This window comes from Pelagibacterium flavum (assembly GCF_025854335.1).
GTDB classification, from domain to species: domain Bacteria; phylum Pseudomonadota; class Alphaproteobacteria; order Rhizobiales; family Devosiaceae; genus Pelagibacterium; species Pelagibacterium flavum.
Map to the genome: position 1 here is coordinate 2486983 of NZ_CP107716.1, position 13016 is coordinate 2499998.

The window sequence follows — 13016 nt, forward strand, 5'->3', positions numbered from 1 at the left end:
GGCCTCAGATCGACGGTCCAGACCAGCCGCTCGCGGTCGCGGACACCGACGCAGGGTTCGCCGCCATCGGCATCGAGACCGAGGACGCGAACACCGCGCCTGCGGGCGCGACGGATGCGCCGACCGAGGAGCCCGCGCCGGACACCCCCACTGAACCGAAGGCTGCGCCCAAGACGCGCACACCGCGCGAGGGAACGAAGCAGGCCACCCTGATCGCCATGCTGCGCGCGCCAGAGGGCGCGACAATCGAGGAGATCATGGGCGCGACGGGCTGGCAGTCGCACACGGTGCGCGGCGCGATGGCCGGGGCGCTGAAGAAGAAGCTCGGGCTCGAAGTGACCTCGGAGAAGGTCGAGGGGCGCGGGCGGGTCTACAGCTTGCCGGGCAACTGACGCAGCGCCGAACGCCGGTCTCTATGCCGCCGTCCCGCGTGGGGCGGCGGCTTCTTTGTGTAGCGTCGCCTCCGGCCAACGTGAAACGACGGGCTTCACGCACGATAGTCATATCTCTCGCGTGATAATTATACTTCACGCACGATATTGCATTTTCATGCGCAGCCCCTATCTTTCGTGTGAAGCGGGATGAAAGGCAGACACCTATGGCATTTCGAGCAGACGAGGCGGCACAGGACGGCTACGAGCGGGCGCGACGGATCTTGGTCCTGACGCCCGGGGTCGAAGCCGACCAGCGAGAGAAGGCGGACGGCGCGCTGCAGGACCTGATCGACGCGCATGGTCCGGTTGTGCGCGGGTATCCAACGTGGCATCCCTTGGTGCCGCAGGAAAATCCCCAGATGCCGGTGACGGACCCCAGCGACCGTTGCGGTTATCAAGGTCTGGACCACACGATCTATTTCGCACACGCGTTCGTTTCGTGCCCCTACGGAGATGGCTCAAAGATCATCGAGTCTGTCGAAGCGATGGAGCCCCATCCCTGCGCCACGATTACCGCCGAGCGGCTGGACGTTCCCTTTTACAATTCGGGTACTACGCCGATCCTCGTTCGCTGCGACTGGCACGAAGCTTTTCCCGAGCGCCACATGGTGCCCAAGAAGCTCGCCGTGCCGCTGATGATTCAGCAAGAGATGCGCATGTGGCACCGCGCTGAAGTCGGCGAGCGGTGGGATACGATGCGTCCCTACCTGCTCGGTGATCCCCATGGGTCGCGCTCATCGCTGTTCGTCAATCAGGAGACGGCGATGGCGATGAAGCGCGTCTACATGGCTATGGTGGAGTCCGGCATGTTCGGGCCGCTGCGAATGGACTGACGCGTCGTTCATCATCGCAGTCCGCGCGGTCGATGTTCGGGGCTATCCAGGCGAACACGACGCGGTCATCGACCGCGAGACGTGGGATCGCGTCCACGCTATTCTGGAAGAAAGTCGTCGCAAGCGCGCCGCTTACACCCGTGCCGAGACGCCCGCGCTGCTGAAAGGACTGCTGTTCGGGCCGGATGGCGCGGCCTTCTCGCCTACAACCGCGCAGGTCCGACAGCACTCTGGTCAAGGCACTCGCCCGCGCGTTCCGGTGGAAGCGGATGCTGGAGTCGGGCGAGTACGCCACCATCGCGGAACTGGCCGAGCGCGAGGTGATTGCGCCCTCCTACATGACCCGCGTCCTGCGGCTCACGCTGCTCGCACCGGAAATCGTCGAGGCGATCCTGGACGGAAAGCAGGGGCCGGAGGTGACGCTGGTGCGGGTGCTCGAGCCGTTCCCACTGAGCTGGAGCGATCAAAAAGACACCTTCTCCGGTCGTTGAACATCGCGCTTCTGACATCCTGCGCAAACGCTACTATTGCTTCGTTGGGCCAAATTGGCCAAAAGTGGCGAAGGAATAGGCGGGGAGTCGCATGCAGACCCTGAGCGCGAAAGACGCGAAGTATGGCTTCGGACGGTTGATCGACCTCGCCCGCGCCGAGCCGGTGGCGGTGGCGAAACATGGGCGAACTGTCGTGGTGGTGATGGCAGTCGAAGAGTACGAGCGGTTGAAGGACATTGAACTGGGTCGCGAAGATAGCCGCCCAAGCACCAAAGGGACGGCAGAATGATGGATCAAGCTACTTCCAGCCAGATCGCCTCCGACGCCCGCCTTACCAAGTACTCCCTCGGCTCGCGATTGCATTTCACGCCGGGGACTTGGACCCACCCAGCAAAGAAAAAGAACCGATGAGCCCCGCGATGGCGACTACTAAACCCGAGCGCGATCTTGAAGATGCCCTCGTCACCAAGCTTCGGGACCTCAAGTACGAATACCGCCCCGATATCCGCGATCGCGCCACACTGGAGCGAAACTTCCGTGAGAAGTTCGAGACCCTGAATCGGGTAACGCTGACCGATGGGGAATTTCAGCGGCTACTCGACGAGATCATCACGCCCGATGTCTTTACCGCCGCCCGCACCTTGCGCGAGCGCAATAGCTTCACCCGTGATGATGGGACGCCGCTCAACTACACGCTCGTCAACATCAAGGACTGGTGCAAGAACTCTTTCGAGGTGGTGAACCAGCTTCGCATCAACACGGACAACAGCCATCATCGATACGATGTCATTCTGCTGATCAACGGCATCCCGGTCGTTCAGATCGAACTGAAGACCCTCGGCATAAGCCCGCGACGCGCCATGGAGCAGATCGTCGAGTACAAAAACGACCCTGGAAACGGTTATACAAAGACGATCTTGTGCTTTCTTCAGTTGTTTATCGTTAGCAACCGGGACAGGACATTCTACTTCGCGAACAACAATGCTCGCCACTTCGCCTTCAATGCCGAAGAGCGCTTTTTGCCGGTCTATGAGTTCGCCGATATCGACAACAAGAAGATTGTCCATCTCGATAGCTTCGCCGAGTCCTTCCTCGTCAAGTGCACACTCGGCCAGACGATCAGCCGCTACATGGTTCTGATCGCAAGCGAGCAGAAGCTCCTGATAATGCGGCCGTATCAGGTCTACGCGGTGAAGGCGATTGTTGACTCGATCGCGCAAGACTGCGGCAATGGTTACATCTGGCACACCACCGGCAGCGGCAAGACGCTGACTTCCTTCAACGCGTCAACGCTGCTGAAGGACAATCCGGACATCGAGAAGTGTCTCTTCGTCGTGGACCGGAAGGATCTCGATCGACAGACGCGCGAGGAGTTCAACAAGTTCCAGGAAGGCTGCGTCGAGGAGAACACTAACACCTCCTCCCTTGTCCACCGTCTGCTTTCCGACGACTACGCCGACAAGGTCATCGTATGCACGATCCAGAAGCTCGGCCTCGCGCTGGACGAAAATAGCAAGCGTAACAAGCAGCAGAAGAAGGATGGCAAGAAGAGCTTCAAGGAACAGCTGGAGCCCCTCCGTGAAAAGCGCATCGCCTTTATCTTCGACGAATGCCACCGGTCGCAGTTCGGCGAGAACCACAAGGCTATTAAGGAGTTCTTCCCGCGCGCCCAGCTCTTTGGTTTCACCGGAACTCCGATCTTCGATCAGAACGCCGCGCAGCAGAAGATCGAGGACACGCAGGCCAGCATGAAGACGACGGAAGACCTCTTCCAGCAGCGTCTTCACACCTACACAATCACGCATGCGATCGAGGACGGCAACGTCCTTCGCTTCCACGTTGACTATTACAAGCCGCAGGGCAAGACAGTGCCCAAGCCGGGCGAACCGCTGGCCAAGCGGGCGGTAATCGAGGCAATTCTCGCCAAGCACGACGCTGCTACCGGGCAGCGCCGGTTCAACGCCCTGCTTGCCACGTCGTCGATTAATGATGCCATCGAGTATCACACCCTCTTCAAGACCATGCAGGCCGAGAAGTTGGCCGCTGATCCCGGCTTCCAACCGCTGAACATCGCCTGCGTCTTCTCACCGCCCGCCGAGGGCAACGCGGACGTGAAGCAGATCCAGGAGGACCTGCCGCAGGAGAAAGAAGACAACGCTGTCGAGCCCGAAAAGAAAAAGGAAGCCCTGAAGGCAATCCTCGCCGACTATAACGCCAACTACGGCACCAACCATAAGATCGGTGAGTTCGACCTGTATTATCAGGACGTGCAGAAGCGCATCAAAGACCAGCAATGGCCGGATGCCGACTTACGCAAGGCTTACCCCAACCGGCCGCACCACAAAATCGACATCACGATCGTCGTTGACATGCTGCTCACTGGCTTTGATTCGAAGTTCCTGAACACCCTCTACGTCGACAAAAACCTGAAGCATCACGGGCTGATCCAGGCTTTCTCGCGCACGAACCGGGTACTGAACGCGACCAAGCCGTATGGAAATATCCTCGACTTCCGCCAGCAGCAGGCGGCCGTCGATACCGCCATCGCCCTCTTCTCGGGCGAGGCTGCCGCCGAAAAGGCCCGTGAACTCTGGCTGGTGGATAAGGCGCCTGTGGTCATCCAGAAACTGGAAACCGCGGTGCAAAAGCTCGACACCTTCATGAAGTCGCAGGGCCTCGAATGCGCCCCCGACGCGGTGCCCAACCTCAAGGGCGACGCGGCCCGCGCGGCGTTCGTCGAGCATTTCAAGGAGGTCCAGCGGCTCAAGACCCAGCTTGACCAGTACACAGACTTGACCCCGGAAAACGCCGCAGCGATCGAGCAGGTTCTTCCGCGCGACAACCTGGTTGGCTTCCGCGGCGCGTATCTGGAGACCGCCCAGCGGCTTCGGGCACAGCAGGGTAAGGTTGCCGACAAGCCGACGCAGGAAGCGGACCAACTCGATTTCGAGTTCGTCCTCTTTGCCTCGGCCGTGATCGACTATGACTACATCATGGGCCTGATCGCCCGCTATTCCGAGGCAACCCCCGGCAAGCAAAAGATGAGCCGCGAGGAGCTGATCGGCCTGATCCAGTCCGACGCCAAGTTCATGGACGAGCGTGAGGACATCGCCGCGTACATCGCCACACTGAAGGCGGGTGAGGGTCTGAGCGAGAAGGCCATCCGCGACGGCTACAGCCGTTTCAAGGCCGAAAAGAACGCGGCGGAGCTGGCGGGCATCGCGGGCAAGCACGGGCTTGCGACCGAGGCGCTGCAAGGCTTTGTCGATACCATCCTGCAACGCATGATCTTCGACGGCGAGGCGCTGACCGATTTGATGGAACCCCTTGGCCTGAACTGGAAGGCGCGACGGGTGAAAGAGCTGGACCTCATGGCCGACCTGCTGCCGCTTCTGCTGAAGCGCGCTGGCGGCCGTGAAATCTCGGGGTTGAGCGCCTATGAGCAGTAAGGGGAAATCATCTGCCGACACGGCCGATGGGGCTATGCTGGTGCCGAGGCTGCGGTTTCCGGAGTTTCAGAGCCCAACCCGAAAAGAGTTGAGCAGTTTCAGCAGGTTGTGATTCAGTTCGGTTGCGAGACTGAACGGAGAACACAATGGCCTGGACCGAAACTGCCCGACACGAGTATGCGCGACGTGGGCGTCGTTATTCAAGCGATCTGACCGACCAGGAATGGGCGATCATCGCGCCCCTCATGCCGCCTGCGCGATCTATCGGTCGACCGAGGACCACGAATTTGCGGTCCGTGATGGATGCTGTGCTCTACATGGCCTCGAGCGGTTGCCAATGGAGCCTGCTGCCAGGAGAGTTTCCGCCACCATCGACGGTGCAGCGCTATTTCTATGACTGGCGTGACAGCGGTTTGCTCGCCATCATCAACCATCACCTGGTGATGATAGCCCGCGAGTGCGAAGGGCGTGAGGCTTCACCCTCGGCGGGCGTGATCGACAGCCAAAGTGTCAAGACCACCGAAAGCGGCGGGGTCCGGGGCTATGATGCAGGAAAGAAGATCAAGGGTCGCAAGCGCCATATCGTCACCGACACGCTGGGCTTAATGGTAGGGCTGGTCGTCCACAGTGCCGATGTCCAGGATCGGGACGGTGCTGCCACCGTGCTCCAATCGATCCGTTCGAGCTTTCCCTGGCTGCGTCATGTCTTCGCCGATGGTGGCTATGCTGGCCCCAAATTACGCGGTTCATTGGCCAAGATAGGCCGCTGGGATCTGCAAATCGTCAAACGCTCCGACACTGCCAAGGGGTTCGAGCTCTTACCGCGCCGCTGGGTCGTCGAGCGCACCTTTGCCTGGTTGGGACGCTGTCGGCGCTTGGCCAAAGACTGGGAAAGATCGGTCGCCAGCGCCCAGGCGTGGATCTTCATCGCACACATCCGAATCCTAACACGGCGGATCGCAAGGCACTGCAATTGCTCATAGAGTTTCGAGTCGGGCACTCAGACTGCAAATGGTTGGAAGGAGGTTTCGCTCCAGAAACTTGCTCGACCTGTTACTGATCGGGCCACAACCGGAGATGCCGACAACGTTCTAAGTCTTTCGGGGGAGCACGGCCTTGTGCTGCAAAGCGATTATTTCGGAAAGAAGATCGCTGGTGACAGCACTGATCGCTATCTAAAGATTCGCAAAGACGACTTTGTCTACAATGACCGGACGACCAAAGCGTCAAGCTTCGGAACGATCAAGCGGCTTTCCAACTATCCGAACGGAATCGTCTCACCCATTTATAAGTGCTTCCGGTTCGAACCTAACGAGAACCCGGATTTCTGGGAATGGTACTTCGAGTCGGGGAGCCATAATCCAGCCTTGGGTGGGCTGGTCAACGAGGGTGCCCGAGCAGGCCGGTTCAACATCTCCGTCACTCAGTTCTTGTCGACAAACGCTTGGCGGCCAGACGAGGCCGAACAAAAAAAAATCGCCGACTGTCTGGACTCGGCAGACGCGCTGATCGAGGCGCAGGGGCGAAAGGTGGAGGCGCTGAAGGCCCACAAGAAGGGCCTGATGCAGCAACTTTTCCCCCAGGAAGGCGAAACCCAACCCCGCCTCCGCTTCCCAGAGTTCGAGGGGTCGGGGGAGTGGGATGAGAAGTCGATCGGCGACTTTGGTCAGGTGGTTACCGGAAGCACACCCAGCACAGCCGATCCCACCCTATACGGAGGCGGCATTCCGTTCGTGTCGCCAGCCGATATCTCCGAGCTACGATATGTCGATGAAACCAAAACCACTCTGACCGCAGCCGGATTCGAGAAAACTCGCCCAATCAAGGCACGCAGCGTTCTTTTCGTAAGCATCGGTTCCACGATTGGGAAGATCGCGCAGAACGTTCGGCATTGCGCGACGAACCAGCAAATCAATGCGGTCATTCCTAACGCAAAGCACTCGGATGGCTTTGTCTATTTCGCCTTGTCAAATGCTTCTGAGCGCATCGCGTTGCTTGCCGGACGGCAGGCCGTTCCAATCATCAATAAATCACTCTTCTCTTCGGTTCGGTTACTAGTCCCAAGTCTTCCTGAACAAAAACGCATCGCCGACTGCCTCACCTCCCTCGATGATCTCATCGCCGCAGAGAGCCAAAAGCTCGGCACCCTCAAGACCCACAAGAAGGGGCTGATGCAACAGCTTTTCCCCTCGGTCGTAGAGGATGACGCATGAATCATTCTGAAATCGCCACCACCCTCCGCGATGCCAAAGAAAAGATCGTCCTGCTCTATGCATTCAACGCTACTGGCAAGACCCGACTGTCGGTTTCATACAAAGACGCGACCAAAAACAAAAAGGGTGCTCACACAGGTGTTTACTATAACGCCTATAGCGAGGACCTGTTCGTCTGGCAGAACGACCCCGAGAACGACGGAACGCCTATTCAGCTAGATATCCGCAAGTGCAGTCTGAACAAGTTCCACAGCGCACTGACCGAAGACAACGTCCGCGACAAACTGAACCGCTTCAAGCCAGGCTATCGTTTTGAGTTCATTTACTACGATGACCCACAGGATGGCATCCAAGCAGTGTCGTTCTTCCAGGAAGTGCCAGATCCCAATGACGCCAACAATGTCGCAAAAGTCACCTACAAGATTTCGCGTGGCGAAGAGCGAATTTTTATCTGGTGCTTCTTTCTCGCACTGTTCGAAGTTGATGGATGGGCAGACCAGCAAGCAGCCCACTTCTTCATCGATGATCCTGTCTCAAGTCTGGATGATCATAACATTTTCATTACTGCGTCGACGCTATTCGATCTAATCGAGGATCACTTCGAGAAGCGCAAGATCATCATCACCACGCATCACCTCGGATTTTTCGCGATCCTTGCCGACTGGCTCAAGAAGGGTGAGAAGGCCGACAAGTTCAAGAAGCATTCGAAGGTCGGCATTCTCAGTGCCAAGAATGGTGAGCTGGCGTTGGAGAGTCCGAACAACGACGTTCTCCTTTATCACTTGCGCCTCTTGCAACTACTTGAACAGGCGTGGGCAGCGAACGAGGTGCGGGCGTTCCACTTTGCGCTGCTGCGTCAAGTTCTGGAGAATGTGGCGTCCTTCCTTGGGGTGGGCCAGTTTGGATATGTACTGATGCAAATCGGGATCGATGATCCCGACGATACCGCACGCGTGATCAATACGCTCTCCCACAAAAAGGTATATTACTTCGAAAGTGAAATATTAGAGAAGGACTCTCGGGATCTTTTTGACAAGATTTTTCTTGGCCTAAAGAGCAAGTACAATTTTGTTCTTCATGCTTCAGAACCGGCCCCAGCTCCCGCGCCCGCCCCTTAGAAAGCACCCGTACAATGAACGACCACAACCAAAAGCAGCTGGGCAAAACGCTCTGGAATATCGCCGACCAGCTGCGCGGCGCGATGAATGCGGACGACTTCCGCGATTACATGCTCTCTTTCCTCTTCCTGCGCTACCTTTCTGACAATTACGAGATGGCTGCGAAGAAGGAGCTCGGGCGCGACTACCCCGATCCCAACGCGATCGGCAATGGCGGGCGCTCGCCCCTCTCTGTTTGGTATGCGGAGAACCCCGATGATGTGGTTGCTTTTGAAAAGCAGATGCGTCTCAAGGCGCACTACGTCATCAAGCCGGAACACCTCTGGACCAGCATCGCCCATATGGCGCGCACCCAGGACGACGAACTGTTGAACACCCTGCAGACGGGCTTCAAATATATCGAAAACGAGTCGTTCCAGAGCACTTTCGGTGGGCTGTTCTCGGAGATCAATCTCGGCTCTGACAAGCTGGGCCGGACATACGCTGATCGCAACGCCAAACTCTGCGCCATCATCACCGAAATCGCCAAAGGGCTTGCCGACTTCTCCTCGGATGTGGATGCGCTTGGCGACGCCTACGAATATCTGATCGGCCAATTCGCCGCCGGTTCGGGCAAGAAGGCGGGAGAGTTCTATACCCCGCAGCAGGTGTCAGACATCCTATCCGCGATCGTTACGCTAGACAGCCAGGAGCCCGCAACCGGGAAGAAGGAGCGGCTCGCCAGTGTGCTCGACTTCGCATGCGGTTCAGGCTCGCTGCTTCTGAACGTGCGCAAGCGCATGGGTCCGCACGGTATCGGCAGAATCTACGGGCAAGAAAAGAACATCACCACTTACAACCTCGCCCGCATGAACATGCTGTTGCACGGCGTGAAGGACACGGAGTTCGAAATCTACCACGGCGACACGCTGAACAATGACTGGGACATTCTGCGCGAGTTGAATCCGGCCAAGAAGCCCTCCTTCGATGCCATCGTGGCCAACCCGCCCTTCAGCTTGCGCTGGGAGCCGACCGAGGCGATGGGCGATGATGTGCGGTTCAAGAACTATGGGCTAGCGCCCAAGTCTGCCGCCGACTTCGCATTCCTGCTGCACGGGTTCCATTACCTGAAGGATGAAGGCGTGATGGCCATCATCCTGCCCCACGGGGTGCTGTTCAGAGGTGGGGCGGAAGAGCGCATCCGAACCAAGCTGCTGAAGGATGGTCATATCGATACAGTGATCGGCCTGCCTGCGAACCTTTTCTATTCGACGGGCATTCCGGTCTGCATCCTTGTTTTGAAGAAGTGCAAGAAGCCCGACGACGTGCTCTTCATCAACGCCGCCGAGCACTTCGCGAAGGGCAAGCGCCAGAACCAGCTCACCGATGATCACATCGGCAAGATCATCGAAACCTACCAGTTCCGCAAGGAGGAGGACCGCTATTCCAAGCGCGTGAGCATGGAGCGCATTGCTGAGGAGGGCTATAATCTCAACATCTCGCGTTACATCAGCACGGCGTTGGCTGAGGAGCAGCTAGACCTAGTCGCTACGCAAAAGTTGTTGAGTGAAATCGAAGGACAGATCCGGGGATCAACTGAGAGGCACAACGCGTACTTAAGGGAACTCGGGCTTTCCCCTCTACCGGGGCAGGAGTAACCCGAGCTCGGCAAAAGTTCGATTTCTGTTCCATGCGGTAAAATGCCCCTCACGTCGAAGTGCCGGGACATGCCACCATAATTTTTTAAAAATATCAGATGACTACGAGAAATTCACCAAATCGACGCAGGCAACAGGTCCGGAGAATATTTGCCCCGAGAGACCGCTTCCGGGCCACCTGGCACCGGGGCCAGTGTTCAGCCCCTTCCGCATAACCCTCGAATACAACGAGAAAATCCGGCCGCAGCCGGATCGGGAGAACGCTTTCGCAGGGCAAGTGGCGGAGGGAATGGACCTGTCGTCGAACCTTCTCTTCCTTTTCTCAACCGCAGACTGCTTGGAGTGATGCACGTGACAAGGGAGTTATCCAACTCCCGAGGAATGTGGAGGGACAACGGAGCCTTAAACGCATCCGAGCGATCCAAAACCCGTGGGGCACCGCTCCGTCGTAGATGCGCCGAATGCGACTGGGGTACCCCTGGCGTGCGCGCTCTGATCGACCAACACGAGGCCGAAGGAGGGTTGAGCGAACCGGATGCCGAAGCGTTCATCGCCGAAGCGCTCGAAACTTTCCGCTGGCATTCGGACGCTACCGTATCGGAGGCGACTTATCAGAAGCTGCACGATGCACATCGCCTTATCGCAGATGTGGTATGTTTTAAGGGCCCCCACATCAACCATCTGACCCCTCGCACGCTCGATATAGACGCGGTGCAGAACATGATGCCCGAACGCGGGATTACACCCAAGGCAGTAATAGAGGGTCCTCCCCCGCGCACCTGCCCCGTACTTTTACGTCAGACGAGCTTTAAAGCGCTCGAAGAACAGATAGCTTTTCGCGGGAAAGACGGCGATAGGGTGACCGGCCGGCACACGGCGCGGTTTGGCGAGATTGAACAACGCGGCGTGGCGCTGACCCCCAAGGGACGCAAGCTTTACGACGAATTGCTGGATAGAGCACGTGGACTTGCCCAGCCCAAGGCGGACGGTTCTAACACGGCAGCTTATATGGCAGCCCTGTCGGAAGTTTTCATCCCCCTGCCTGACGACTACGCTGCATTGCGCATGGAGGGGTTTGCCTACTTCCATTACTTCCTTACCGAAAAGGGCAATGTGGCAGCGGACGAACTTCCAGGTGATATCGAAACGCTCGTGGCGAGCGGACATGTGGGCTTCGACCCACTGGTCTATGAGGACTTTCTGCCGGTTTCGGCGGCAGGCATCTTCCAGTCCAATCTTGGAGACAACCTCACAAGCAACTCGATAGCCAGTTCGAACAGGGCCGCCTTTGAGGATGCGCTGGGCATGGCCGTGCCCGACGAGTTCTCGATCTACCAGTCCCTGCAGGACGCTTCGATCGACGCGGTTTTGGCGCGGGTCAGGTCGGCACATGCGCGAGCGAGCTAGGACTGACTTGGCACCTCATTTGTCGCCAACGCAGACCAGCCTCACCCGCTTTATCCGAACGCTAGAAGATTCGGGGTTCACAGGCGCCATCGAGACAGGGTTTGCGGCCCGCGAAGTGCTCGCTACCGATAATTCGGTCTATCGGGTCCGACCAATGGCTGTGCTAACCCGCGCCAATGATCGCGACGTCAGCATCGCAAGATTCGCTCAGCGGAGTTGTTGTTGGCGGCGTTGGCGCACTGGCCTGCCAGAGATTGCTGTGATCGGTATCCTGCAGCATTTTAGCACCCTATCAAGACACCCAAATTGAATGATCGTCGCGTCTCGCTCAAACGCCGAAAGAGTATGACGTTATGCAGGTTGGTGCGACGCTGAGGGTGCCGACGGCTCACTTGGGAAAATATGCAACTTTTCGGGTGGCATGGTGAGGTGCACGGTCGCTCCGGGCAGTAAAGCTATCTGGTGCTGAGTTTCGATTTGGACTGAGGTTCCACCTACCTGTATTGTCAGTAGCCGAGCATTGCCCATTTCCTCAACTAGCTGAAGTTCGCCCGCAAGCGTTCCCCTGCCCGGGTCACCAAGCGCTACATCGTGGGGACGAATTCCGACGAGCAATGGTGCGCCCGAAGACATTCCCGAGGGTTGAGTGCCCAACGCAATGCGAGTCTCAGCGATCCTGACAAAACACTCGTCGTCCATTGTCCCCTCGAAGATGTTCATGGCCGGTGAGCCGATGAACTGGGCAACAAAGGGACTGGCCGGAGAGTTGTAGAGCTCGAGCGGCGTGCCAATTTGCTCGACCTTGCCGCCGCGCAAAACCACGATCCGGTCTGCCAACGTCATCGCCTCAATTTGATCGTGTGTGACGTAGATCATCGTCGTTCCGAGCCGTTGGTGCAGTCGCTTAATCTCACCTCGCATGCGGACGCGCAGTGAAGCATCAAGGTTCGACAGCGGCTCATCAAAAAGAAAAACTGAGGGCTCGCGCACCACGGCGCGCCCCATGGCTACACGTTGGCGCTGGCCGCCCGAAAGCTCGCGCGGCAGCCGGGCGAGGTACGGGGTAAGCCCCAGCATCTCTGCAGCCTCCGACACGCGGCGCTCAATTTCCGGTTTCGGGGTCCCAACCATGCGAAGCGGGAAACCGATATTGTGGCCGACGCTCATATGAGGATAGAGCGCGTAGTTCTGGAAGACCATGGCGATGTCGCGGTCGCGTGGAGGAAGAGCGTTGACCACTTCTGAGCCGATTGAGATTGAGCCAGCGGTGATGGGTTCAAGACCCGCTAGCATGCGCAGAAGCGTTGACTTGCCGCACCCCGAAGGCCCGACAAAGACCACGAACTCTCCGTCAGAAATAGAGATATCCACGTCGTTGAGAACGTCGATTGCATCATAACGCTTCGTGATGGATTTGAACTCTACACTTGCCAT

The 13016-nt window shown here is 58.0% G+C and carries 10 protein-coding genes and 1 pseudogene; 10 read left to right on the forward strand and 1 reads right to left on the reverse strand.

The genetic code is table 11. The features are described from left to right. Window positions 1-71: 71 nt before the first annotated feature. From OF122_RS12445 to OF122_RS12495, 10 genes and pseudogenes are all read left to right on the forward strand, one after another. Window positions 72-392 (forward strand): DUF3489 domain-containing protein, encoded by a 321-nt coding sequence (locus OF122_RS12445; RefSeq protein WP_264227660.1) that lies wholly within the window; start codon window positions 72-74, stop codon window positions 390-392. Window positions 393-598: 206 nt separating this feature from the next. Then, window positions 599-1267: a hypothetical protein gene (locus OF122_RS12450; protein ID WP_264224552.1), complete on the forward strand. Its 669-nt coding sequence runs from the start codon at window positions 599-601 to the stop codon at window positions 1265-1267. Between the two features lie 269 nt (window positions 1268-1536). Beyond that, window positions 1537-1758, forward strand: a complete 222-nt coding sequence (locus OF122_RS12460; protein WP_264224553.1) for a hypothetical protein — start codon at window positions 1537-1539, stop codon at window positions 1756-1758. A 91-nt stretch (window positions 1759-1849) separates the two neighbouring features. Further along, the gene (locus OF122_RS12465; RefSeq protein WP_264224554.1) at window positions 1850-2047 is read left to right on the forward strand and encodes a type II toxin-antitoxin system Phd/YefM family antitoxin; all 198 of its coding nucleotides are present in this window, start codon (window positions 1850-1852) and stop codon (window positions 2045-2047) included. A gap of 130 nt (window positions 2048-2177) precedes the next feature. Continuing rightward, window positions 2178-5207 (forward strand): type I restriction endonuclease subunit R, encoded by a 3030-nt coding sequence (locus OF122_RS12470; RefSeq protein ID WP_264224555.1) that lies wholly within the window; start codon window positions 2178-2180, stop codon window positions 5205-5207. A 146-nt stretch (window positions 5208-5353) separates the two neighbouring features. Further along, entirely contained in the window at window positions 5354-6190 is an 837-nt protein-coding gene (locus OF122_RS12475) for an IS5 family transposase (protein WP_264224526.1), read from the forward strand. Window positions 6191-6325: 135 nt separating this feature from the next. Further along, window positions 6326-7420, forward strand: a complete 1095-nt coding sequence (locus tag OF122_RS12480) for a restriction endonuclease subunit S (protein WP_264224556.1) — start codon at window positions 6326-6328, stop codon at window positions 7418-7420. Beyond that, window positions 7417-8538, forward strand: coding sequence for an AAA family ATPase (locus tag OF122_RS12485; RefSeq protein WP_264224557.1), 1122 nt, complete (start codon window positions 7417-7419; stop codon window positions 8536-8538). Before OF122_RS12480 ends, OF122_RS12485 begins: the two co-directional genes overlap by 4 nt. 14 nt (window positions 8539-8552) lie before the next feature. Then, window positions 8553-10175, forward strand: a complete 1623-nt coding sequence (locus OF122_RS12490; RefSeq protein WP_264224558.1) for a type I restriction-modification system subunit M — start codon at window positions 8553-8555, stop codon at window positions 10173-10175. A gap of 474 nt (window positions 10176-10649) precedes the next feature. Further along, window positions 10650-11582: pseudogene (locus OF122_RS12495) on the forward strand (VOC family protein); the annotation flags it as partial. A gap of 351 nt (window positions 11583-11933) precedes the next feature. On the opposite strand, the gene OF122_RS12500 reads toward OF122_RS12495, so the two are convergent. Further along, window positions 11934-13016, reverse strand: coding sequence for an ABC transporter ATP-binding protein (locus OF122_RS12500; RefSeq protein ID WP_264224559.1), 1083 nt, complete (start codon window positions 13014-13016; stop codon window positions 11934-11936).